Genomic DNA, 23,997 nt, shown 5'->3' with positions numbered 1-23,997 from the left:
GACCAACTGGTCTATAGCGACCCGCTCCCGTAGGAGCAGGCAGTTTTTCAGCGCTTCAGCGGCCACCACCGAGGTCAACAAAGGTCCCGGTAGCGTAGGACGCCTTGTCCGACAGCAGCCAGACAATCGCTTCCGCCACCTCATCCGGACGCCCGCCACGGGCCATCGGGATACCCGACTCCAGCTTGCTGACCCGATCCGGGTCGCCACTCAGGGCATGGAAGTCGGTGTAGATGTAGCCAGGGCGCACTGCGTTGACCCGGATGCCTTCACCCGCCACTTCTTTCGAAAGGCCGATGGTGAAGGAGTCCATTGCGCCTTTGGACGCCGCGTAGTCAACGTATTCACCGGGCGAGCCGAGACGAGCGGCCACCGATGAAACGTTGACGATACTGCCGCCCTGCCCACCATGCTTGGGCGACATGCGCAGCACTGCGTGCTTGGCACAGAGGATCGGGCCCAGCACGTTGGTCTTGAGAATTTTCAGGATGCGGAATTCGGACATCTCATCGACCCGCGACTTGTGCCCCACGGTTCCGGCGTTATTGACCAGCGCAGTGACTCGGCCCAGCTCGGCATCGACCCGGTTGAACAGGCTGATCACTTCGTCTTCGATGCTGACATCGGCACGCACTGCAATCGCTTGGGCGCCCAGGGCGCGGACCTGCTCCAGGACACGCAGCGCTGCCTCTTCATCGGACTGGAAGTTGATACCGATTCGGTAACCCTGGCGCGCCGCCAACAAGGCCGTGGCGGCCCCGATCCCACGACTGCCACCGGTGATGATGACGACTTTGTCCATGTGTACAGTCTCCTGAATCAACTTATAACGGTTGGATTCAAGAATACCTGCGCTAGTCGGGTTTTGCATGGACTGAGGTCAATCGTTCTCAGGATGTTGCTACTTGAGGCACGCCAGCGACTTCCTTCGCCACAATGGCGCTCATGAAGCCGTCCGCCGGCAACGGATGACCCAGCAGATAGCCCTGCAATGAATCACAGCCCAGTCGCGTCAGGAAATTCTGCTGCATATCGGTTTCCACCCCTTCAGCGACAATCCGCAGGCCCAGAGCCTGACCCAGCGCAACAATGGCCGAGACAATCGCGGCGTCGTCGCTGTCGTGCTCCAGGTCGCGCACAAAGCCCCGGTCGATCTTCAATTCGTTGGCCGGCAAGCGCTTGAGGTACATCAGGCTGGAGTAGCCGGTGCCAAAGTCATCGATGGACAGGTCGACGCCCATTTCCGAGAGTTTCTGCAATACCGTCATGCTCGCATCAGCATCGCTCATGGCGGTGGTTTCGGTGATTTCCAGGGTCAGGCTGTTGGCCGGCAATTGGTGACGTTCCAGGGCGCTGGCCACACTGGTGACCAGCCCGGCATGGCAAAACTGCAAGGCCGAGAGGTTCACCGCAATGCGCCAGTCGTGATATCCCTGGGCAAACCACACTTGCATCTGCCTGCAGGCTTCATTGAGCACCCATTCGCCGATGGGGATGATCAGCCCGGTCTTTTCCGCCAGCTCAATGAACTTGTCCGGCAGCAACAAACCGTGTTGCGGGTGCTCCCAGCGCAATAGTGCTTCGGCACCCACCGGCCGACCGCTGAGGGCGTCAAACTTGGGTTGGTAGAACAGCCGCAATTGCTGCTGATCCACGGCGTTGCGCAAGTCCTGCAACAACTGCAGCTGCTTGCGAGCGTTGGTGTTCATCGATACGTCGAAAAAGCTGTAGCCGTTCTTGCCCATGCTTTTGGCGTGATACATCGCCGCATCGGCGTTCATCAGCAATTCCTGGGGCGTGGCGCCGTTGCCGGGGAACATCGCGATGCCGACACTGGCAGAAATTTTCAGCTCATGCTCGGCCACACGGAAGGCTTGATTGATCAGGCCTACCTGACGTTCCGCCAGTCGCAGCGCATCGTCGGGCTGGTTCAATTGCACCAATAGCACGAACTCATCGCCGCCGATCCGCGCCAACGTGTCCTGGCTGCGCAGGTCTTCGCGCAAGCGCAGGCCGACTTCGCGCAGCAACTGGTCGCCCATGTGATGGCCGAAGGCATCGTTTACGGGCTTGAAGCCATCGAGATCGATAAACATCAGGGCGAAACAGCCGCCCCGCTCGGCTACCAGTTGCGTGGCCTGCTGGATGCGATCGGCGAGCAAGGTGCGATTGGGCAGCCCCGTCAGGGTGTCGTGCAGGGCCAGGTGGGTCAGCTCCTGATTGGCCTGGGTCAGGGAGTCGGCCAGCACGGCGGTGCGGGATTCAAGGCGGGCATCCAGCAATGAGGTCAACAGCGCAATGGCCAGCACCGCCAGGGTGGTGACCAGCACCAGGCTATCCAGGCCCTTGCCGGTCAAGCCATCCAGAGCGGCACCGCAAAAACTGCCGTCGGCAAACCGCGCAGCAGCCATGCCGGTGTAGTGCATGCCGACAATTGCCACGCCCATGACCAGCGCCGCCGCACCGCGCGCCAAACGTACATAAGGGGTATTGCGTCGCAGATTGAAGGCGATCCACAACGCCGCCGCCGAGGCGCCGACCGCGATCAGCAGCGAGGCGCCAAACAAGGCAGGGTCGTAGTCGATACCTGGCGTCATGCGCATGGCCGCCATGCCGGTGTAATGCATGGAGCTGATGCCCGCGCCCATGATCAGCGCGCCAAACGCCAGTTGCCAAGCAGGCAAGCGCGGCTGGTTCACCAACCAGAGGGCAAAGCCGCTGGAAAGAATCGCGATCAACAGCGATAGCGCTGTGATGCCTATGTCGTAGCCAAGGCTAATGGGCAATCGGAAAGCCAGCATGCCGATAAAGTGCATCGACCAGACGCCAATGCCCATGGCCAGCGCGCCACCCGCCATCCACAAGTACACGGTGCGACCTTTGGCCGTGGCAATACGCCCGGTCAGATCCAGAGCGGTATAGGAAGCGAGGATCGCCACAAACAGGGAAATCAGGACCAGCGTGGGGGAATAACTACCGGTGAGCATGGGACGTCTCGTGGCCGACGGGCCGAATGGCGTCCGTGCCGGTTGGAAAAGTCGGCGATTGTAGCGAGATTAATTCTCGCGCAGGAGAAATATTATCAGAAGGCCACTAGTGACGATTGGGTGCTATTTCCGTGGCAGCTGTCGAGCTTTAGCGAGGCTGCGTCGGGGCGACTGGTGCGAGTGCCTGGCTTGGTGGCGGTGCGGCCAGGCGTAGCCTCGCTGGGGTGTTTGTTTACTCTTTGTCGCTCACCTGCATCTGCCCATCCCAACCACCACCCAATGCGGCGATCAACTGTACGCTGGCCACCAGGCGGGTTTGCAGCAAGGTCAGCACGGTGCGCTCGTTGCTCAAGGCCGTGGCCTGGACGGTGACCACATCGAGGTAGGCGATCAGCCCGGCTTTGTACTGGTTCTGGGTCAGGCGCAAGGATTCGCGAGCGGCGTCCAGGGCTTCGTTGCTCACCCCTGCCTCGTCTTCCAGGACCTTGAGCTGGACCATGTAGTTTTCCACTTCACGGAAGCCGTCGAGTACGGTCTGGCGGTACTTGGCCACGGTTTCGTCATAGGACGCTTCGGCGCGATCGACTTCCGCCGAGCGTTGGCCGCCGTCGAACAGGGTCATAGCCAGTTTTGGCCCCACCGACCAGAAGCGATTCGGCAGGCTGATCCAGTCGGCGTAGGTGCTACTGGAGTAGCCGCCTGCAAGGCTTAGGGTCAGGTCTGGGTAGTAGGCGGTCTTGGCCACGCCGATATTGGCGTTGGCAGCAATCACTGCGCGCTCCGCCGAGGCGATGTCCGGGCGGCGCTCCAACAGTTGCGATGGCAGGTTGACCGGAATCTGCGGCAGAGCGGGAATGTCCTTGCTCACTGCCAGCTCAAAGTGGGTGGGTGGAATACCGATCAGCACGGCAATCGCGTTTTCCAGCTGGGCGCGCTGCCAGATCAGGTCGATCATGCTGGCCTGGGTGCTTTTGAGCTGCGTCTGCGCCTGGGCCACGGCGTCCCTGCCGGACACGCCGGCGCGGTACTGGTTTTCAGTCATTTGCAGCGAGCGTTGGTAGGTTTCGACCGTGGCTTGCAGCAAGCGGGTCTGCTCATCCATGACCCGCAGTTGCAGATAGTTCTGCACCAGTTCCGATTGCTGGCTCAGGCGCATGGCCGCCAAGTCCGCCGAACTGCCTTCGGCGCTGGCTTCGTTGGCTTCCAGGCCACGGCGCAACTTGCCCCAGATATCGGCTTCCCAGCTGACGCCCAACTGGGTATTGAAGGTATCGCGGATTCCGCTGCTGGAGCTGCTCAGGCTGGCGCTGCTGCTGCCGGTACCCTGGCTGGCACGGGTTTTCCCGGCGCTCAAGTCCACGGTGGGAAAAAACGCGCCCCTTGAACTGCGCACCAATGCCTGGGCCTGACGGTAGCGGGCCTCGGCCTGGGCAACGGTCTGGTTGGCGTTGTTGAGTTTATCTACCAGTTCGTTGAGCTGTTTGTCACCGTACAACTCCCACCAGGCACCACGAGCCAAAGAGTCGCTTGGCGAGGCCTGGCGCCAACCCTTGGCCTCTTTGTACTGGACAGGCTCGGTCAGCTCCGGGCGCTTGTAGTCAGGGCCGATGGCGCAGGCGCTGAGCAACGACACGCAGAGCGCCAGAGTCAGCAGGCTGGAGCCGCGAGTCATGGCGCCCTTTGCAAATATGGAATCAGTCATAGCGCAGTGTCCAGGGCAGCATCGGTACGCACCCCGCGCCAGCCGTTGAAACGGCGGCGAAGGCGGTCGAGATAAAGGTAAACCACAGGGGTGGTGTAAAGGGTCAGGATCTGGCTGAACACCAGGCCGCCGATAATCGTCAGGCCCAGGGGCTGGCGCATTTCCGCGCCTTCGGCGGTGCTCAACAGCAACGGCAACGCGCCGAGGATCGCCGCCAGGGTAGTCATCAGGATTGGCCGCAGACGCAGCAGGCAGGCGCTGCGAATCGACTCCAGCGGCTCCATGCCGTCCTTGCGCTCCAGTTGCAGCGCCAGGTCGATCATCAGGATGGCGTTTTTCTTCACCACACCGATCAACAGGAACAGCCCGAGTAGGGAGATCAGGCTGAACTCTCCGCCCAACACGTAAATTGACAGCAAGGCACCGACACCGGCCGAGGGCAAGGTCGAGAGGATGGTCAACGGGTGGATGTAGCTCTCATAGAGAATTCCGAGAACCAGATAAACCGCCACCAGCGCGCCGAGGATCATCCACGGCTGGCTTTTTTGGGTGGCGGCAAAGGCGTCGGCGGTGCCCGCCATCTTGGCGATGACGTCTTCCGGCAGACCAACCTTGGCAATCGCCCGCTCGATGGCGGCTGTGCCCTGCTCCATCGTGACTCCTGGGGACATGTCGAAAGCAATGTCTTCCGAGGCGAACTGGCCCTCGTGACTGACACGGTCGTCCGCCAGGCTGTTTTCATAGTGAGCAATGGTCGACAAGGGAATACGCGCGCCATCTGTGGTAATCACCTGCACCTGATTCAGAGTGATCGGGTCCTGGGCATATTTCTGATTGACCTCCATGACCACCTGGTACTGGTTGAGGCTGTCATAGATGGTGGAAATCTGCCGCTGGCTGTAAGCGTTGTTCAGCACGGAGGTAACCATGTCCATGTCCACCCCTAGGCGTTTGGCCTGGTCGCGGTCGACGATCAGCGTGACCTGTTGCGCGCCACGGCCTTCACGGGCGTCGATGGCGGTCAGCTCTGGCAGTTCACGCAAGGCGGCGACCACTTTCGGGTACCACAGGCGCAAGGCTGCCAGGTCGCCACTCTGCAGGATGTAGGAGTATTGCGAGGAGGTCTGGTCGCGGCCCCCGCCAAACTGCAGGTCCTGGTCGGCCATCAGCATCAATCGCCCGCCGGGTACCGGTGGCACGCTTTTGCGCATGCGCTCGATTACCTGCTGCGCGGAAATCTTGCGCTCGCTGATGGGCTTGAGCCGCACCAGCATCACGGCATTGTTGGTGCCACTGTTACCGCCGATAAAACCGGCCACGCTTTCCACGGCTGGGTCTTGCAATACCGCCTTGCGGAAGATTTCCATCTTCGGCTGCATGACGCTGAAGGACAGCCCGTCATCCCCGCGGACAAAACCGATCAACTGCCCGGTGTCCTGTTGCGGCATAAAGGTTTTCGGCACCACCACGTACAGTGCGACGTTGACGCCAATGGTCACGAACAGGCTGAGCAGGGTCAGGCGCCGGTGCTTGAGTACCCAGTCCAGGCTACGGGCATAACCGGCAACCATGAGGTCGTTGACCTTGCGGCTCCAGCGCTGCAAACCGCTCTCCTGGTCTTTGACATGGGGCTTGAGCCAGCGGGCGCAAAGCATCGGGGTCAAGGTCAGGGAGACCACCAGCGAGACAATGATCGCCGCCGCCAACGTGATGGAGAACTCCCGGAACAAACTGGTGACGATCCCGCCCATGAACAGGATCGACAGGAACACCGCCACCAGCGACACGTTCATCGACAGCAAGGTAAAGCCGACTTCCTTGGCCCCCAGGTACGCGGCCTTCATGGGTGGGATACCGTCGTCGATGTGCCGGGAAATGTTCTCCAGCACCACGATGGCATCGTCCACCACCAGGCCGGTGGCCAGGATCAAGGCCATCAGCGACAGGTTGTTCAGGGAAAACCCAAACAGGTACATCACCGCAAAGGTGCCCACCAGGGACACCGGCACTGCCAATGTGGGGATCAACGATGCACGGAAGTTACCGAGAAACAGGTACACCACCAGGATCACCAGGGCCACGGCGATCAGCAGGGTCATCTCGGCTTCGTGCAAGGTGGCCTTGATCACCGGCGAGCGGTCCATGGCCAGGTTCAGCTTGACGCTGGACGGCAGCACCGCCTGCAGCGCCGGCAACTGCGCCTTGATCTGCGCCACGGTCTCGATGATGTTGGCGCCGGACTGGCGATTGATCACCAGCAGCACCGCCGAATCGTTGTTGAAGAAACCGCTGTTGTAGCGGTCTTCGACACCGTCGCTGATCTTGGCTACGTCGCTCAGGCGCAGTGCCGCGCCGTCCTGGTAGCGAATCACCAGGGGCTCGTAGTCCTTGGCTTTTTCCAGCTGGTCATTAGCCTGGATCTGCCAGTTGCGCTGGCCATCCTCCACTGAACCCTTGGGGCGGCGCACGTTGGCATTGGCGATGGTGTTGCGCACATCGTCCAGGGCCACGCCGTACTGGTCGAGGGCCTTGGGCTCCAGCTCGATGCGCACCGCCGGCAGGGAGCTGCCGCCAATCTGCACTTCACCGACACCCGGCACCTGGGACAGGCTTTGGGAAAGAATGGTCGAGGCCAGGTCGTAGAGCTGGCCCTTGGGCAACACGTCCGAGGTCAGCGACAGCACCATGATGGGTGCCTGGGACGGGTTGATCTTTTTATAGGTGGGCATGCTGCGCATGCCGCTGGGCAGCAGGTTGCGCGAGGCGTTGATCGCCGCCTGTACTTCCCGTGCCGCGCCATTGATGTCGCGGTCGCTGTCGAAGGCGAGGATCACCCGGGTCGAACCCTGGCTTGACGAGCTGCTCATGGTGGTAATGCCGGCAATCGCGCCGAAGGAGCGTTCCAATGGCGTTGCCACTGTAGACGCCATCACCTCGGGGCTGGCGCCGGGCAAGCTGGCTTGCACAACAATCACCGGGAAGTCGATCTGCGGCAATGGCGCCACCGGCAGCAGGTTGAAGCTGACGCCGCCCAGCAGCATGATCGCCAGGCTCAGCAGCATGGTGGCTACCGGCCGACGAATGAAAGGTCCGGACAGGTTCATGGCTCAACCGGCTCCAGGCGCTCGGGCTGTTTGCGCCAGCGGCGGCCAAGGCGGTCAAAGTACAAGTAGATCACCGGCGTCGTGAACAGCGTCAACACCTGGCTCAACAGCAACCCACCGACCATCACCAGGCCCAACGGCTGGCGCAATTCGGCGCCGGAACCCGTGGCCAACATCAACGGCACCGCACCGAACAAGGCCGCCAGGGTGGTCATCAGGATCGGCCGGAACCTCAGCAGCGCTGCCTGATAAATCGCCGTTTGCGGGTCAAGCCCCTGGTTGCGTTCGGCGTCGAGGGCGAAGTCGATCATCATGATCGCGTTCTTCTTGACGATACCGATCAGCAGGATGATGCCAATGATGGCGATCATCCCCAGGTCATTGCCACTGAGCAGCAAGGCCAACAAGGCCCCCACCGCCGCCGATGGCAAGGTCGAGAGAATGGTGATCGGGTGGATGTAACTCTCGTAGAGCACCCCCAGCACGATGTACATGGTCACCACCGCCGCCAGGATCAGCAGCAAGGTGCTCGACAGCGAAGCCTCGAACGCCTGGGCGGCGCCCTGGAACTGGGTCTGCACGCCCACCGGCATGCCGATGTCCTTCTGCATCTGGTTGATCAGATCCACACCCTTGCCCAACGCCACGCCGGGCGCGAGGTTGAACGACATCATCACCGCCGGGAACTGACCGATATGGGTAATCGCCAGTTGTGCCTGACGCTGTTCGACATGGGCCAGGCTCGACAACCGTACCTGGCCGCCGTCGGTGGTCTTCACATGGATCTGGTTCAGAGCGTCCGGCCCCAGGCTTTCCCCGGACTGGGCTTGTAATACCACGCGGTACTGGCTGGCCTGGGTGTAGATGGTAGAAATCTGCCGCTGGCCGAAGGCGTCGTACAGCGCATCGGTGATGGTCGCCACCGATACGCCCAAACGCGAGGCTGCATCACGGTCAATCACCAAATACACCTGCAAGCCCTTGTCCTGCAGGTCGCTGGCGACATCGGTGAGTTCCGGCAACTCGCTCAGTGCGTGTACCAGCTTGCCGCTCCACAGCGCCAACAAGTCGGCATCCGGCGAGGACATGCTGAACTGGTACTGGGTGCGACTGACACGGTCTTCGATGGTCAGGTCCTGCACCGGTTGCATAAACAGGCGAATGCCCACCAGTTTGTCCAGTTGCGGTTGCAGGCGAGTGATGATCTGCGTGGCACTCAGGTCTCTTTCGCGGTGAGGCTTGAGGTTGATCAGCAGGCGGCCGCTGTTGAGGGTCGCGTTATCACCGTCGACCCCGATGTAAGACGACAGGCTTTCGACTGACGGATCTTCCAGGATAATTTTCGCCAGTTCCTGCTGGCGCTGGCTCATGGCGGCAAAGGAGATGGATTGCGGTGCTTCGGAAATGCCCTGGATCACCCCAGTGTCCTGCACCGGGAAAAAGCCCTTTGGCACCACCAGGTACAGCACCACCGTCAGGCCCAGGGTAGCGATAGCCACCAACAGGGTGAGTGGCTGGTGCTTGAGCACCCACTGCAACTTGCGCCCGTAGGCGGCGACCAGCCAGTCGATCCAGGCGCCGCTGGCCTTGTAGAAGCGGCCCTGTTCCTCTTCCTTTGGTTCGCGTTTGAGTAGGCGCGCGCACATCATCGGCGTCAGGGTCAGGGACACCACCAGGGAGATCAGGATTGCCACCGCCAGGGTGATGGCAAATTCGCGGAACAGGCGCCCCACTACATCAGCCATGAACAGCAACGGAATCAGTACGGCGATCAGCGACAGCGTCAGGGAAATCAGGGTGAAGCCAATCTGCTTGGCACCCTTGAGCGCCGCGGCCATGGGTGTTTCGCCTTCCTCGATATAGCGGGAAATGTTCTCCAGCATGACGATGGCGTCGTCCACCACAAAGCCGGTGGCGATGGTCAGGGCCATCAGCGTCAGGTTATTGATGGAGAAACCGGCCAGGTACATCACGCCAAAGGTACCCACCAGGGACAGCGGTACCGCAATCGACGGAATAATGGTGGCGCTGAATCGGCGCAGGAACAGGAACGTCACCATTACCACCAAGGCGATGGCGATCAGCAATTCGTGTTGTACGTCGGTAACAGAAGCACGGATGGTCTGGGTGCGGTCGGTGAGCACCGTCACCTCCAGGCCAGCCGGTAGGTTGTCGGTGATGCTGGGCAGCAGCGCCTTGATCCGGTCCACTACCTCGATAACGTTGGCACCCGGTTGGCGCTGGATGTTCAGCAGCACGGCCTGGTTTTCATTGGCCCAGGCAGCGAGGCGTTCGTTTTCGGCGCCGTCGACGATTTGCGCGACGTCCTTGAGGCGCAACGGCGCGCCATTGCTGTAGGCAAGGATCAGTTCCGCGTATTGCTCGGGCGAGACCAACTGGTCGTTGGCGTCGAGCATCGAGACGCGGGTCGGGCCGTCGAAGTTGCCCTTGGGCTGGTTGACGTTAGAAGCGGTAATCAACGTGCGCACGTCCGACAGGTTCAAGCCATTGGCGGCAAGAGCCTCGGGGTTGACCTTGATGCGGACCGCCTGGCGCTGGCCGCCAGCGATGCTGACCATGCCGACGCCGCTGATCTGGGCGATTTTCTGCGCCATGCGGGTGTCGACCAAGTCATTGAGCTTGGGCAGCAGCATGGTCTTGGAGGTGATGGCCAGGGTCAGCACTGGGGTGTCTGCGGGGTTGACCTTGTTGTACACCGGTGGCGCCGGCAGGTCCTTGGGCAGCAGGTTGGTGGCGGCGTTGATCGCGGCCTGGACCTGTTGCTCGGCGACGTCCATGTTAACGTCTAGGTTGAAGCGCAGGGTCAGTACCGAGGCGCCGCCGGAGCTGGTGGACGCCATCTGGGTCAGGCCGGGCATTTGCCCGAACTGACGCTCCAGGGGCGCGGTGACCGCGCTGGTCATCACGTCCGGGCTGGCGCCGGGGTACAGGGTCATGACGCGAATGGTCGGGTAATCCACCTGGGGCAAGGCCGACACCGGCAGCAGGCGGTAGGCAATCAGGCCAGCCAGGACGATGGCCAGCATGCTCAGGGTGGTGGCGACGGGCCTGAGGATGAACAGCCGTGAGAGGTTCATGCGCCGGCCTTTTGCGCCTTGCCGGCATTAGCCGGGCTGCCTTCGCCTTTCGTCGCAGGTTTACCCTGCAAGTGTTCGGTAGGGCTGGTCGGGACATCCGCGCTGTCGTTGACCACTTCGATGTCGCTGCCGTCCTTCAAGCGGTCGGTGCCTTCCAGGACCACGCGATCGCCGGCGGCCAGACCTTCCTTGATCACGGTGTTTTCGCCGTCGGTGTCGCCGATCACCAGTGGGCGGATCTTGGTCTTCTTGTCGCCATCGAGGGCATAGACGAAGGTGCCATTGTTGCCAAACTGGATCGCTGCCGACGGCGCCAACACCACATTCTTGAGGGTGTCAGCCAGCAGTCGCACGTTGACGAACTGGTTGGGGAACAGCACCTGGTCCTGGTTATCGAAGCGCGCCTTGAATTTCAGGGTGCCGGTGGTGACGTCGATCTGGTTGTCCAGGCTCTGCAACACCCCGGTGGCTTGCAGCTTCACGTCGCCACGGTCCCAGGCTTGCACTGGCAGCTTGTTGCCGGTGCGATAACGGGCGAGCACGGTTTGCAGGGAGTTTTCCGGCAAGGTGAAGGCGACGTTGATGGGGTGGGTCTGGGTGATCACGGCCAGGGCGGTGGTGTCATTGGCGGCGACCAGGTTGCCGACGTCCAGTTGACGCAGGCCTACGCGCCCGGCGATCGGCGCGCGGATCTTGGTGAATTCGAGGTTGAGTTTCGCGTCGTCGACCGCGCCCTGGTTGGTCTTGACCGTTCCCTGATACTGCATAACCAGCGCGGCTGCGGTGTCCAGGGTTTGCTTGGCGATGCTGTCCTGCTCATAGAGGCCGCGATAACGCTCAAGATCGACCTGGGCGTTTTTCAGCTGGGCCTGATTCTGCAAGAGCGTGCCCTGGGCCTGGAGCAAGGCATTCTGGTAACTGCGCGGATCGATTTCCGCCAACAGGTCGCCTGCCTTGACCATTTGCCCTTCTTCAAAGGCAATCTTGACCAACTCTCCCCCGACCCGGCTACGCACATTAATTGTGTTCAACGCCGTTACCGTGCCCAAGGCCTTGTAGTACACAGGGAATTCCCCTTGCACCACCGGCGCCACGCGGACCGGTATCGGGGCGGTGGAACCGCCGAAGCCGGGGCGCATCATCCCGGTTTTGCTGGTGCGACCAGCCGGCGCTTCATTTTGGGCAGCCCCCGTCGGCCAGAATTTCCAGCACAGGCCGGCGATAACCAACAGGACGAACAAGCCGAACAGCCAGCGGCGGGAGTTGCGGGGGGAGGATTGCATGGAGTGATCAGCCATTGGGCGCGAGAGCTTCTTCTTTGGGAGGCTGAAAGATAAGCACTGTCTGGCTTTAAGAGAAGCGCCTTTACCGGCTATTTACCTTCGAGCCTACAAACATCTACATTTTGGCTTACAACATCCGGTTTCAGGGCTAAGCCGCTGAACCGCAAATAAAAACGGCCTGGACTAGGCCAGGCCGCGATCATGCATCAAGCGTATTACTGCAAAGCGACAGTCATTTGCCGTAACAGTTACTTCAAAACAGCCAGGGCTGCTTCATAGTTAGGCTCTTGGCCAATTTCAGATACCAGTTCGCTGTGCAGCACGTTGTCGTTTTCATCCAGAACCACGACGGCGCGAGCGGTCAGGCCTTTGAGTGGGCCTTCGGCGATTGCCACACCGTAGTCAACGGCGAAGGCAGCGTCGCGGAAGTCTGACAGGTTCTTCACGTTTTCCAGGCCTTCGGAGCCGCAGAAACGCGCCTGGGCGAAGGGCAGGTCGGTGGAGATACACAGTACTACCGCGTTGTTCAGTTCGTTGGCCTGGGCGTTGAACTTGCGAACCGAAGTGGCGCAGGTGGGGGTATCAACGCTTGGGAAGATGTTCAGTACTTTGCGCTTGCCGGCGAAAGTGGCCAGGGTTGCTTCCGACAGATCGCCGGCGGTCAGAGTAAAAGCTGGAGCTTTGGAGCCGGTTTGCGGCAATTCGCCTTCAACCTGGACAGGGTTACCGTGAAGGGTGACTTGAGCCATGGACAGAATCCTTATACTGGGTTTTGGTTAAACGAATTCGAGAGGCCGAAGTTAACCACAAAGTGCCGTGGCTACCTACCGCAAGACACAAATTGTCACGCCTCGCGGTTGTGGTTTAATTGCGCGCTTTTCGCCAGCCCTTCAAGGAAACCGTTGTCAATGAATCAGCCCGCCACCAAAGTCCTGGTCATTGGTTACGTCTGGCCGGAACCTCGCTCGTCGGCCGCAGGCGGGCACATGATGCAGATCCTGCACAGTTTCCTTGATCAAGGCTGGGACATTACCTTCAGCAGCCCGGCAACGATTGGCGAACACAAGGCCGACTTGCTGGCGCTGGGTATTGACGAATGCGCCATCGAGCTCAATAACAGCAGTTTCGACGATTTTATTTGTGAACTAGCCCCGGATATCGTGCTGTTCGATCGCTTCATGATGGAGGAACAGTTTGGCTGGCGCGTCGAAAAGCATTGCCCGGATGCGCTGCGGGTGCTGGAAACCTCAGACTTGCAAAGCCTGCGGGACGCCCGTCAGCAGCGCCTCAAGGATTACCTCAAGGCCAATCCGGACGGCGACGATTTCGGCGTACTGTTCGCCCCCGCGCTGGAGGAAGAATTCCAGTTAATGGCCGACACCGACCTGGCCAAGCGCGAAATAGCAGCAATTTACCGCTGCGACATCAGCTTGATGATCTCCGACGTTGAAATCCGCCTGCTTACCGAGCAGTTCAGGGTGCCGGCCGCCCTGCTCCACTGGTGCCCGTTGATGCTGGAGCCGCCGACCGAAGCCTTCATACCTTTTGAAGACCGCGCGCACTTTCTCAGCATAGGTAACTTCCGCCATGCGCCCAACTGGGATGCGGTGCTATGGATGAAGAACAGCCTGTGGCCGTTGATCCGCCAGCAACTGCCCGGCGTCCAGTTGCATATATACGGTGCCTACACCCCGCCCAAGGCCACCGCGCTGCACAATCCGGCCCAGGGCTTTCATGTGATGAACTGGGCCGAGGATGCGCTGGCGGTGATGTCGGCCACGCGTATCTGCCTGGCGCCGCTGCGCTTTGGCGCAGGAATCAAGGGGAAACTGGCGGATGCGATGCTCTGTGGCACGCCGAATATCACCACCCCTATGGGTGCTGAAGGCATGAACGATGAACAAGCCTGGCCCGGCGTTATTGAAGAAAGCGCCAGCGCCTTGGCCGACGCAGCGGTTGCCCTGTATCAGGACCGCGACCGCTGGACCCTGGCTCAGGAAGACGGCCGGCAGTTACTTGCCCGCCGTTACTCGCAAGACGTACACGGCCCGGCGCTGGTCGAGCGGCTGGATCAGTGCCGTGGCGAGTTGGCCCAGCACCGGCGCATCAACTTCACCGGCAGTATGCTGCGCCACCACCTGCATAAAAGCACCCAGTACATGGCACAGTGGATCGAGGCAAAAAACCGCACACTTTAAATACAGGCGCTGGCGAGGTTGCGCCCATGGGGGCATTATCCTGTGGGCAACCACAATAAAAGCGACTGCAGCATGACCCGAGCAGCGAGAATCACCGATCCTTCCTACGAGTTGATGGACGACCACAACGGCCTATCCATCATCTATCGCCAGCACGGTTTCCCGTGCCCGCTGGTGCGCTGGCATTTCCACAAGGAATACGAACTGCACCTGATCGTAGCCAGCTCCGGCAAGGTGTTCATCGGCGATTACATCGGCAACTTCTATCCGCAAAGCCTATTTCTCACTGGCCCCAACCTGCCCCATAACTGGATCAGCCAGGTGGCGGAAGACGAAGTGGTGCCCAAGCGCGACATGCTGGTGAACTTTACCGATGAGCTGTTTGACGGCGCCAGCCATATCTTCACCGAACTCAAGGCCCTTACCCCGCTGCTGGACCGGGCGCAGTACGGCATCGAGTTCCGCTGCAAGCACACCATCGCCCAGACCATGACGCTGATGCAGCGCATCGAAGATGCCCGAGGCATGGCCCGCCTCGGGCATTTCTTTATCCTGCTGGAGGTGCTCAGCACCTGCGAGGATTATCAGTTGCTCTCCGGCGTGACCACGCCGCAATTGGCCGATGAACACAGCATCGACCGCACCAACCGCGCGGTGGACTACATTTTTGCCCACTACGCGCGGGAGCTGCCTCTGGAAGAAGTGGCCGACTACCTGGGAATGAAGCCCACCTATTTTTCCCGAGTATTCAAACAGGCCACCGGGCGCACTTTTATCGAGTTCGTCAATCGGCTGCGCATCAGCAAATCCTGTGAACTGCTGGTCGATGGCGACAAGGCAGTGACGGATGTGTGCTTTGAATCTGGCTTCAACAATATTTCCAACTTCAATCGGCGCTTCCAGCAGCTCAAGGGTATGACGCCATCCCATTATCGGCGCTTGGCGGTGCAGCGGTTGACCGAGCAGAACCTGGCCTGAGACGCAGACGGTCAAGCGTTGAGGGGCTCGACAACGCTACGGGTAATCGGAGGAATCGTTTCAGCTAATTTCGGGCTCAGTGCAAAAAAGTATCAGTGACAGTGCTCCCAAGGATTTGTCAGCACGCCATTAGAAGGCTGTAATCAACGCACACTCTTCCAGCAGCCTTGGAAGACACAACAACAAAAACTGTCCTTCCGTAGCCCTTGGGCGCGGAAATGGAGTGCGCGATGAAGTTCACAGCTAAAGCACTGCTTGCCTCTACTTGCATGACTGCATGCATGACCCTCAGCGCCGTCAGTCTTGGCGCGCAAACCCTGACCATTGCCACCGTCAACAACAGCGACATGATCCGCATGCAAAAGCTCTCGAAAACTTTCGAAGCCGAACATCCAGACATCAAGCTCAATTGGGTGGTGCTCGAAGAAAACGTCCTGCGCCAACGCCTGACCACGGACATCGCCACCCAGGGCGGACAGTTTGATGTGTTGACCATCGGCATGTACGAAGCCGCACTCTGGGGCGCCAAGGGCTGGCTGGAACCGATGAAGGATCTGCCGGCGACCTACGACCTGGACGATGTTTTCCCTTCAGTGCGCGACGGTCTTTCTGTCAAGGGTTCGCTGTACGCCCTGCCGTTCTACGCCGAAAGCTCCATCACCTATTACCGCACCGACCTGTTCAAGGACGCCGGGCTGACCATGCCTGAGCATCCCACCTGGACGCAGATCGGCGAGTTTGCCGAAAAGCTCACCCATAAGGACAAGGAACAATACGGCCTGTGCCTGCGGGGCAAGGCCGGTTGGGGCGAGAACATGGCGCTGATCACCATCCTGGCCAATGGCTACGGTGCGCGCTGGTTCGATGAGAAATGGCAGCCGGAATTTAACGGCTCAGAGTGGAAGGACGCGCTGAACTTCTACGTCGACAACATGAAAAAATCCGGTCCGCCGGGTGCCTCCAGCAACGGTTTCAATGAAAACCTGGCGCTGTTCAACAGCGGCAAGTGTGCGATCTGGGTCGACGCCAGCGTTGCCGGCTCGTTTGTCACCGACAAAACCCAAAGCAAGGTTTCCGATCATGTCGGTTTCACCTTCGCGCCCCATCAGGTCACGGACAAAGGCACGTCGTGGATGTATTCCTGGTCCCTAGCGATCCCGACCAGCTCCAAGGCCAAGGACGCCGCCAAGGTGTTCAGTGCCTGGGCCACTTCCAAGGAATACAGTGCGCTGGTGGCCAAGACCGACGGCATCGCCAACGTTCCGCCAGGCACGCGTACCTCGACCTACAGCGAGCAATATATGAAGGCCGCGCCGTTTGCCAAGGTGACCCTGGAGTCCCTGAAAGTGGCCGATCCGACCAAGCCGACCCTCAAGCCTGCGCCGTACATCGGCATCCAATTGGTGACCATTCCTGAATTTCAGGCCATTGGTACACAAGTTGGCAAGTTCTTCTCGGGTGCGCTGACCGGGCAGATGACCGTCGACGATGCGCTCAAGCAGGCGCAGACCACCACCGAGCGCGAAATGAAGCGTGCCGGCTATCCCAAGTAACTTGTGGCGAGGGCGTTTTTGTGGCGAGCGGGCTTGCCCGCGTTGGGGCGCGAAGCGGCCCCAATAAGCTCACCGCATTCCTCCAGACAGAACCCGCTTGAAGGATTTTGGGCCGCTTCGCAGCCCAACGCGGGCAAGCCCGCTCGCCACAATAAGCCCGCTCGCCACACAACAATAAGCCGGAGCGCCTAGGGTAACTTCGCCCTGACACTACTCAGCATGTGATCACCATGAATACCACCACTGCCCAAGTGCAAACTGCTCAGCCGGAAAAGGCGCGTAAAAGCCGCCTGATCAACCCCGGCTGGTTCCTCGTCAGCCCCTCGGTGGCCTTGTTGCTGCTGTGGATGATCGTGCCGCTGGGCATGACCCTGTACTTTTCGTTGATCCGCTACAACCTGCTCTATCCCGGCGAAAACCAATTCGTGGGCCTTGAGAACTTCACCTACTTCATCACCGACTCGGGTTTCCTGCCTGGTGCGACCAATACTCTGTTGCTGGTGGGCAGCGTGCTGCTGATCAGCGTGGTGCTGGGTGTGTTGATCAGTGCCCTGCTTGAGGCCAGCGAGTTCTTCGGCCGAGGACTGGTGCGGGTCTTGCTGATTTCACCGTTCTTCATCATGCCCACCGTCGGTGCGCTGATCTGGAAGAACCTGATTTTCCACCCGGTGTCCGGCGTTTTGGCGGCAGTGTGGAAGCTGTTCGGCGCCCAGCCGGTGGACTGGCTGGCCCATTACCCGCTGCTGTCGATCATCATCATTGTGTCCTGGCAATGGCTGCCCTTCGCCATCCTGATCCTGATGACCGCCATGCAGTCCCTCGACCAGGAGCAAAAGGAAGCCGCCCGCCTGGACGGTGCTGGTGCCATTGCGATTTTCTGGCACCTGACCCTGCCCCACCTGGCGCGCCCCATCGCCGTGGTGGTGATGATTGAAACCATCTTCCTGCTCTCGGTGTTCGCTGAAATCTTCACCACCACCAACGGTGGCCCCGGCTACGCCTCGACCAACCTCGCCTACCTGATCTACAACCAGGCGCTGGTGCAGTTCGACGTGGGCATGGCGTCGGCCGGCGGCTTGATTGCCGTGGTCATTGCCAATATCGCGGCGATCATCCTGGTGCGGATGCTCGGCAAAAACCTGACTGACAAGCCTTGAGGGCTGCGCCATGACGCTTCAACAATCCCGCCGCCTGCAAAGCCTGTTGCTCGGCACATTGGCCTGGGCCATCGCGATCCTGATTTTCTTCCCGATCTTCTGGATGGTGCTGACCAGTTTCAAGACCGAAATCGACGCCTTTGCCACGCCGCCGCAGTTCATTTTCACGCCCACGCTTGAGAACTACCTGCACATCAACGAGCGCAGCAACTACTTCAGCTTCGCCTGGAACTCGGTGGTGATTTCCTTCAGCGCCACCGCCTTGTGCCTGCTGATTGCGGTGCCGGCGGCCTACTCCATGGCCTTCTACGAAACCCAGCGCACCAAGGGCACGCTGCTGTGGATGTTATCCACCAAAATGCTGCCGCCGGTGGGCGTGCTGATGCCGATCTACCTGCTGGCCAAGAGCCTTGGCCTGCTGGATACGCGGGTCGCGCTGATCATCATCTACACCCTGATCAACCTGCCGATCGTGGTCTGGATGGTTTACACCTACTTCAAGGACATTCCCAAGGACATCCTCGAAGCCGCGCGCCTGGACGGCGCCACGCTGTGGCAGGAAATGGTCCGGGTGCTGCTGCCGATTGCCAAGGGTGGCCTGGCCTCCACGGTGTTGCTGTCGCTGATCCTGTGCTGGAACGAGGCGTTCTGGTCGCTGAACCTGACCTCGTCCAACGCCGCGCCATTAACCGCATTGATCGCCTCCTACTCCAGCCCCGAAGGCTTGTTCTGGGCCAAGTTGTCCGCGGTGTCGACCCTGGCCTGCGCGCCGATCCTGATTTTTGGCTGGATCAGCCAGAAACAGCTGGTCCGCGGTTTGTCTTTCGGCGCCGTGAAATAACGGCCCTTTCAACACCAATAATTAGAAGTGGAGGCCCATCATGGCCAACCTGAAAATCAAAAATTTGCAAAAAGGTTTCGAAGGCTTTTCCATCATCAAGGGCATCGACCTGGAAGTGAATGACAAGGAATTCGTGGTCTTCGTCGGCCCCTCAGGCTGCGGTAAGTCCACCCTGCTGCGCTTGATTGCAGGCCTTGAAGAAGTCAGCGAAGGCACCATCGAACTGGATGGCCGCGACATCACCGAAGTGACCCCGGCCAAGCGCGACCTGGCGATGGTGTTTCAGACCTATGCGTTGTACCCGCATATGAGCGTGCGCAAGAACATGTCGTTTGCCCTGGACCTGGCGGGTGTCGACAAGAAAGTCGTCGAGAGCAAGGTCAATGAAGCGGCGCGTATTCTCGAACTCGGCCCGTTGCTGGAACGCAAGCCCAAGCAGCTCTCTGGTGGCCAGCGTCAACGGGTCGCCATCGGCCGCGCCATTGTGCGCAATCCGAAAATCTTCCTGTTCGACGAACCGCTGTCCAACCTTGACGCCGCGTTGCGGGTGCAGATGCGCCTGGAACTGGCGCGCCTGCATAAAGAACTGCAAGCGACCATGATCTACGTAACCCACGACCAAGTGGAAGCCATGACCCTCGCTGACAAGGTAGTGGTGCTCAACAGCGGCCGTATTGAACAGGTCGGCTCGCCGCTGGACTTGTACCACCAACCGGCCAATCTGTTTGTCGCGGGCTTTTTGGGCACGCCGAAAATGGGCTTCCTCAAAGGCAAGGTCACGCGGCTTGAAGGTCAGGGCTGCGAAGTCGAGCTGGATGCTGGCACGCGCATCAGTCTGCCCTTGAGCAGTCCAACCCTGAGCATCGGCAGCCAGGTGACCCTGGGTATTCGTCCGGAACACCTGGAACTCGCCTCGCCCGGCGATACCACGCTGACCGTCACCGCCGATGTCGGCGAGCGCCTGGGCAGCGACACCTTTTGCCACGTCATTACATCAAACGGCGAACCGCTGACCCTGCGCATCCGTGGCGACATGGCCAGCCAGTATGGCGAAACGTTGAAGCTGCACCTGGACCCGGTGCACTGCCATCTTTTCGACACCGATGGCGTGGCTGTGGCCCGTCCACTGCGCGCTGCAGCCTGATTTCGCGAGAACCCTTGATGAAACTGAACAAGCAAAACCTCACGCAACTGGCCCCCGAAGTGAAATTGCCAGCCTACGCCATTGCCGATACCAAACAGGGCATTGCCCATATCGGTGTCGGCGGTTTCCATCGGGCCCATCAGGCGTATTACACCGATGCCTTGATGAACACCGGCGTGGACCTGGACTGGAGCATCTGCGGCGTTGGCCTGCGGGCAGAAGACCGCAAGGCGCGGGATGACCTGGCCGGTCAGGACTATCTGTTTACCCTGTATGAACTGGGCGATACCGATGACACCGAAGTGCGGGTTATCGGCGCCATCAGCGACATGCTGCTGGCGCAAGACAGTGCCCAGGCGCTGATCGACAAACTGGCCAGCCCAGAGATTCGCATCGTCTCGCTGACCATCACCGAAGGCGGCTACTGCATCGACGATAGCAGCGGCGAGTTCATGGCCCACCTGCCGCAGATCCAGCATGACCTGGCCCATCCGGGCGCGCCGAAAACCGTGTTTGGTTTTATCTGCGCCGCCCTGAGCAAGCGCCGTGCTGCCGGCATTCCTGCGTTCACCGTGATGTCCTGCGATAACCTGCCACACAATGGCGCCGTCACCCGCAAGGCGTTGCTGGCCTTCGCTGCGCTGCACAATGCCGACCTGTATGACTGGATCAAGGCCAATGTCAGTTTCCCCAATGCCATGGTCGATCGCATCACGCCGATGACCAGTTCGGCCCATCGCCTGCAATTACATGACGAGCACGGCATCGACGACGCCTGGCCGGTGGTCTGCGAGCCTTTTGTGCAGTGGGTGCTGGAAGATAAGTTCGTCAACGGCCGCCCGGCCTGGGAAAAGGTCGGCGTGCAGTTCACCAATGACGTTACACCTTATGAAGAAATGAAAATCGGCCTGCTCAACGGCAGTCACCTGGCGCTGACGTACCTGGGTTTTCTCAAGGGCTATCGTTTTGTCCACGAGACCATGAACGATCCGCTGTTCGTGGCTTATATGCGGGCTTATATGGACCTGGACGTGACGCCGCAACTGGCGCCCGTGCCGGGCATCGACCTGACAGACTATAAGCAGACCCTGGTGGACCGCTTTTCTAACCAGGCGATTGCCGATCAGTTGGAGCGAGTGTGCTCCGATGGTTCGTCGAAATTTCCCAAGTTCACTGTGCCAACCATCAATCGGCTGATTGCCGACGGTCGCGAGACCGAGCGTGCGGCGCTGGTCGTAGCAGCCTGGGCGCTGTATTTGAAGGGTGTGGATGAAAACGGTGTGAGCTACAAGATCCCCGATCCACGTGCCGAATTTTGCCAGGGCCTGGTGACTGACGATGCATTGATCAGTCAACGCTTGCTGGGGGTGGAAGAGATTTTTGGCACCTCCATTCCCAACTCGCCAGCGTTTGTGGCAGCGTTTGAACGGTGCTTTGCCAGTTTGCGCGATGTGGGTGTGAGCAAGACGCTGGAGCGGTTGCTAGCCAATATCAGTTGAAGGAACCCGTAATGACCCAGCAAAACCTTTTCCTAGGTATCGATTGCGGTACCCAGGGCACCAAGGCCATCGTCATCGACGCCACCAGCGGCAAGGTTCTTGGCCTGGGCGCGGCCAGCCATACGCTGATCAGCGGCGCCAATGGCCGCCGCGAACAGGACACCCGCCAGTGGCTGGACGCCTTCACCGAAGCCACTCACCGTGCGCTTCAGCAGGCAGGGGTCGACGGCCAGGACATCCTCGGCATTGGCGTCTCCGGCCAGCAACATGGCCTGGTGTTGCTCGATGACCAAGGCCAGGTATTGCGTCCGGCCAAGCTGTGGTGCGACACCGAAACCACCCCGCAAAACGATCGACTGCTGCAACATCTGGGCGGCGAACAGGGTTCCCTGGAGCGCCTGGGCGTGGCCATCGCGCCAGGCTATACGGTCTCGAAATTGCTCTGGACCCGCGAGCAACACCCGGACGTTTTCGCCCGCATCACCCATATCCTGCTGCCCCACGACTACCTCAACTATTGGCTCACCGGCCGCGCATGCGCCGAATACGGTGACGCGTCGGGCACCGGCTACTTCAACGTGCGAACCCGTGAGTGGGATCTGCCACTGCTGCGTCATATCGACCCCGACGGACGCCTGGAAGTGGCGCTGCCGCAGTTGATTGAAGCCAATCAGGCAGTGGGCAGCATTCTCCCGGCCATCGCCGAACGCCTGGGCATCAACCCCAATGCAGTGGTGTCCAGCGGCGGCGGCGACAACATGATGGGCGCTATCGGCACCGGCAATATCGCCCCTGGCGTGATCACCATGAGCCTCGGCTCATCCGGCACGGTCTACGCCTTCAACGATCAACCCAACGTCAGCCCCAAGGCATCGGTGGCAACCTTCTGTTCGTCCAGCGGCGGCTGGCTGCCGTTGATCTGCACCATGAACCTGACCAACGCCACTGGCGTCATCCGCGAGCTGCTAGACCTGGACCTGGCCAGCTTCAACGCCCAGGTTGCCCAGGCCCCGATTGGTGCCGATGGCGTCAGCATGTTGCCGTTCCTCAACGGCGAGCGAGTGCCCGCCCTGCCCCACGCCACCGGCAGCCTACATGGCTTGACCATGACCAACCTGACCCGACCCAATCTGTGTCGCGCGGTGGTCGAAGGCACCACCTTCGGTTTGCGCTACGGTCTGGACTTGTTGCGCCAGGCCGGCCTGCAAAGCCAAAGTATCCGCCTGATCGGCGGTGGCTCGAAAAGCCCGGTGTGGCGGCAGATGGTCGCGGATATCATGAACACCGAAGTCATCTGTACCGAACAAAGTGAAGCGGCGGCCCTGGGCGCGGCGATCCAGGCGGCCTGGTGCCAGTCTGGTGAAAGCCTGGCGGCCCTTTGCGCTCGTTGCGTCAGTGTCGATCCGGCCAGCCTGAGCAAGCCTGTGGCAACCAGCGTCAGCGCCTATCAACACGCCTATGAGCGTTATCAACAGCACGTAGCATCCCTTTAAGAGCGAACGAATATGTATTTGGTATGTGGCGAAGCGCTGTTTGATTTTTTCAGCGAAGACGATGCCAGCGGCCAGGCATCGAAGGTCAATTTCAAGGCCATTGCCGGCGGCTCGCCGTTCAACGTTGCGGTGGGGCTGCGCCGCCTGGGCATCGACGCCGGGTTGTTCGCTGGTTTATCCATTGATTACCTGGGGCAGCGTTTGCTGCAGGTGCTCAAGCTGGAAGGCGTACGCGAGGATTACCTGCTGGAGTTTGCCGCACCGACCACCTTGGCGATGGTTGCCGTGGGCGCCAACGGTTCACCGCAATACAGCTTTCGCGGTGAAGGCTGCGCTGACCGGCAATTACAGGTGCAGCATTTACCAGCGCTGGGGCCAGAAGTTCGCGGCTTGCACATAGGCTCCTTCTCCCTGGTGGTGCAGCCGATTGCCGACACGTTGTTGGCATTGGTCCGTAGGGAAAGTGGCAAACGCCTGATCAGCCTCGACCCCAACGTTCGCCTGAATCCCGAGCCGAACATCGAACTATGGCGCCAGCGCATGGCCGAGTTGGTCAAGCATGCCGACCTGATCAAGGTCAGTGATGAGGACTTGCACCTGCTCTACCCCGGCCAAACCCCGGAAAGCGTGTTGCAAGGCTGGTTGCAGCATCGTTGCCAACTGATCTTCCTGACCCGTGGCGGCGATGGCGCCACGGTGTTTAGCCGTCAGTACGGCAGTTGGTCGGCGCCTGCGGTCAAGGTGGTGATGGCCGATACCGTCGGCGCTGGTGATACCTTCCAGGCAGCGCTGATCGCCTGGTTGACCGAGCAGCAACTGGACTCGGTCGATGGGCTGCAACAGCTGACGCGTGAACAGCTCGACAGCATGCTCAAGTTTGCCATTCGCGCCGCCGCTTTGACCTGCGCCAAGACCGGTCCAGACTTGCCCTATCGTCACCAGTTGGACTGACTTGGGCAA

Annotated in this window: 16 protein-coding genes; 9 read left to right on the top strand and 7 right to left on the bottom strand. The window is 60.3% G+C overall.

Features of this window, described 5'->3' with window-relative positions; translation table 11 throughout:
• Positions 1 to 55 precede the first annotated feature (55 nt).
• The 7 genes from ACZRJ6_RS15275 to tpx all read right to left on the bottom strand — a co-directional run bounded on the left by ACZRJ6_RS15275 (position 56) and on the right by tpx (position 12,923).
• The gene (locus tag ACZRJ6_RS15275; protein WP_463968500.1) at positions 56 to 802 is read right to left on the bottom strand and encodes an SDR family oxidoreductase; all 747 of its coding nucleotides are present in this window, start codon (positions 800 to 802) and stop codon (positions 56 to 58) included.
• Positions 803 to 890: 88 nt separating this feature from the next.
• Positions 891 to 2,987, bottom strand: a complete 2,097-nt coding sequence (locus ACZRJ6_RS15270; protein WP_463968501.1) for a putative bifunctional diguanylate cyclase/phosphodiesterase — start codon at positions 2,985 to 2,987, stop codon at positions 891 to 893.
• A gap of 232 nt (positions 2,988 to 3,219) precedes the next feature.
• A complete protein-coding gene (locus tag ACZRJ6_RS15265; protein ID WP_463968502.1) occupies positions 3,220 to 4,689 on the bottom strand; it encodes an efflux transporter outer membrane subunit in 1,470 nt (489 codons plus the stop codon).
• On the bottom strand, positions 4,686 to 7,793 hold the full coding sequence (locus ACZRJ6_RS15260; RefSeq protein ID WP_463968503.1) for an efflux RND transporter permease subunit: 3,108 nt from the start codon (positions 7,791 to 7,793) through the stop codon (positions 4,686 to 4,688). Before ACZRJ6_RS15260 ends, ACZRJ6_RS15265 begins: the two co-directional genes overlap by 4 nt.
• Positions 7,790 to 10,891 (bottom strand): MdtB/MuxB family multidrug efflux RND transporter permease subunit, encoded by a 3,102-nt coding sequence (locus tag ACZRJ6_RS15255; protein WP_463968504.1) that lies wholly within the window; start codon positions 10,889 to 10,891, stop codon positions 7,790 to 7,792. The genes ACZRJ6_RS15260 and ACZRJ6_RS15255 overlap by 4 nt, the downstream gene beginning before the upstream one ends.
• Positions 10,888 to 12,189, bottom strand: a complete 1,302-nt coding sequence (locus ACZRJ6_RS15250) for an MdtA/MuxA family multidrug efflux RND transporter periplasmic adaptor subunit (protein WP_463968505.1) — start codon at positions 12,187 to 12,189, stop codon at positions 10,888 to 10,890. Before ACZRJ6_RS15250 ends, ACZRJ6_RS15255 begins: the two co-directional genes overlap by 4 nt.
• A 233-nt stretch (positions 12,190 to 12,422) precedes the next feature.
• The gene (tpx, locus tag ACZRJ6_RS15245; RefSeq protein ID WP_463968506.1) at positions 12,423 to 12,923 is read right to left on the bottom strand and encodes a thiol peroxidase; all 501 of its coding nucleotides are present in this window, start codon (positions 12,921 to 12,923) and stop codon (positions 12,423 to 12,425) included.
• 159 nt (positions 12,924 to 13,082) lie between these two features.
• Between tpx and ACZRJ6_RS15240 the strand changes: the two genes are divergently transcribed.
• From ACZRJ6_RS15240 to ACZRJ6_RS15200, 9 genes are all read left to right on the top strand, one after another.
• Positions 13,083 to 14,372, top strand: coding sequence for a glycosyltransferase (locus ACZRJ6_RS15240; protein ID WP_463968507.1), 1,290 nt, complete (start codon positions 13,083 to 13,085; stop codon positions 14,370 to 14,372).
• Positions 14,373 to 14,444: 72 nt separating this feature from the next.
• Complete coding sequence (locus ACZRJ6_RS15235) at positions 14,445 to 15,350, top strand: AraC family transcriptional regulator (protein ID WP_463968508.1); 906 nt, start codon at positions 14,445 to 14,447, stop codon at positions 15,348 to 15,350.
• 230 nt (positions 15,351 to 15,580) lie between these two features.
• Entirely contained in the window at positions 15,581 to 16,903 is a 1,323-nt protein-coding gene (locus tag ACZRJ6_RS15230) for an ABC transporter substrate-binding protein (protein WP_463968509.1), read from the top strand.
• 230 nt (positions 16,904 to 17,133) lie between these two features.
• Positions 17,134 to 18,060, top strand: coding sequence for a carbohydrate ABC transporter permease (locus tag ACZRJ6_RS15225; protein ID WP_149413339.1), 927 nt, complete (start codon positions 17,134 to 17,136; stop codon positions 18,058 to 18,060).
• Positions 18,061 to 18,070: 10 nt separating this feature from the next.
• On the top strand, positions 18,071 to 18,901 hold the full coding sequence (locus tag ACZRJ6_RS15220; RefSeq protein ID WP_149413340.1) for a carbohydrate ABC transporter permease: 831 nt from the start codon (positions 18,071 to 18,073) through the stop codon (positions 18,899 to 18,901).
• Positions 18,902 to 18,941: 40 nt separating this feature from the next.
• Positions 18,942 to 20,045, top strand: a complete 1,104-nt coding sequence (locus tag ACZRJ6_RS15215; RefSeq protein ID WP_463968510.1) for an ABC transporter ATP-binding protein — start codon at positions 18,942 to 18,944, stop codon at positions 20,043 to 20,045.
• 17 nt (positions 20,046 to 20,062) lie between these two features.
• On the top strand, positions 20,063 to 21,544 hold the full coding sequence (locus ACZRJ6_RS15210) for a mannitol dehydrogenase family protein (protein WP_463968511.1): 1,482 nt from the start codon (positions 20,063 to 20,065) through the stop codon (positions 21,542 to 21,544).
• An 11-nt stretch (positions 21,545 to 21,555) separates the two neighbouring features.
• Positions 21,556 to 23,037 carry a xylulokinase gene (gene xylB, locus ACZRJ6_RS15205; protein WP_463968512.1) on the top strand — a complete coding sequence of 494 codons (1,482 nt, stop codon included), beginning with the start codon at positions 21,556 to 21,558 and terminating at the stop codon, positions 23,035 to 23,037.
• Positions 23,038 to 23,049: 12 nt separating this feature from the next.
• Complete coding sequence (locus ACZRJ6_RS15200; protein ID WP_463968513.1) at positions 23,050 to 23,988, top strand: carbohydrate kinase family protein; 939 nt, start codon at positions 23,050 to 23,052, stop codon at positions 23,986 to 23,988.
• Positions 23,989 to 23,997 lie beyond the last annotated feature (9 nt).

Source organism: Pseudomonas sp. C321 (genome assembly GCF_055407105.1).
Note: the sequence above shows the minus strand (reverse complement) of the source record. Positions and strands in the feature narration are given on the sequence as shown.

Excerpts from the sequence above, each read along its gene's own strand:
- ACZRJ6_RS15275 (WP_463968500.1), bottom strand. The coding sequence starts at position 802 with ATGGACAAAGTCGTCATCATCACCGGTGGCAGTCGTGGGATCGGGGCC.
- ACZRJ6_RS15270 (WP_463968501.1), bottom strand. The coding sequence starts at position 2,987 with ATGCTCACCGGTAGTTATTCCCCCACGCTGGTCCTGATTTCCCTGTTT.
- ACZRJ6_RS15265 (WP_463968502.1), bottom strand. The coding sequence starts at position 4,689 with ATGACTGATTCCATATTTGCAAAGGGCGCCATGACTCGCGGCTCCAGC.
- ACZRJ6_RS15260 (WP_463968503.1), bottom strand. The coding sequence starts at position 7,793 with ATGAACCTGTCCGGACCTTTCATTCGTCGGCCGGTAGCCACCATGCTG.
- ACZRJ6_RS15255 (WP_463968504.1), bottom strand. The coding sequence starts at position 10,891 with ATGAACCTCTCACGGCTGTTCATCCTCAGGCCCGTCGCCACCACCCTG.
- ACZRJ6_RS15250 (WP_463968505.1), bottom strand. The coding sequence starts at position 12,189 with ATGGCTGATCACTCCATGCAATCCTCCCCCCGCAACTCCCGCCGCTGG.
- tpx (WP_463968506.1), bottom strand. The coding sequence starts at position 12,923 with ATGGCTCAAGTCACCCTTCACGGTAACCCTGTCCAGGTTGAAGGCGAA.
- ACZRJ6_RS15240 (WP_463968507.1), top strand. The coding sequence starts at position 13,083 with ATGAATCAGCCCGCCACCAAAGTCCTGGTCATTGGTTACGTCTGGCCG.
- ACZRJ6_RS15235 (WP_463968508.1), top strand. The coding sequence starts at position 14,445 with ATGACCCGAGCAGCGAGAATCACCGATCCTTCCTACGAGTTGATGGAC.
- ACZRJ6_RS15230 (WP_463968509.1), top strand. The coding sequence starts at position 15,581 with ATGAAGTTCACAGCTAAAGCACTGCTTGCCTCTACTTGCATGACTGCA.
- ACZRJ6_RS15225 (WP_149413339.1), top strand. The coding sequence starts at position 17,134 with ATGAATACCACCACTGCCCAAGTGCAAACTGCTCAGCCGGAAAAGGCG.
- ACZRJ6_RS15220 (WP_149413340.1), top strand. The coding sequence starts at position 18,071 with ATGACGCTTCAACAATCCCGCCGCCTGCAAAGCCTGTTGCTCGGCACA.
- ACZRJ6_RS15215 (WP_463968510.1), top strand. The coding sequence starts at position 18,942 with ATGGCCAACCTGAAAATCAAAAATTTGCAAAAAGGTTTCGAAGGCTTT.
- ACZRJ6_RS15210 (WP_463968511.1), top strand. The coding sequence starts at position 20,063 with ATGAAACTGAACAAGCAAAACCTCACGCAACTGGCCCCCGAAGTGAAA.
- xylB (WP_463968512.1), top strand. The coding sequence starts at position 21,556 with ATGACCCAGCAAAACCTTTTCCTAGGTATCGATTGCGGTACCCAGGGC.
- ACZRJ6_RS15200 (WP_463968513.1), top strand. The coding sequence starts at position 23,050 with ATGTATTTGGTATGTGGCGAAGCGCTGTTTGATTTTTTCAGCGAAGAC.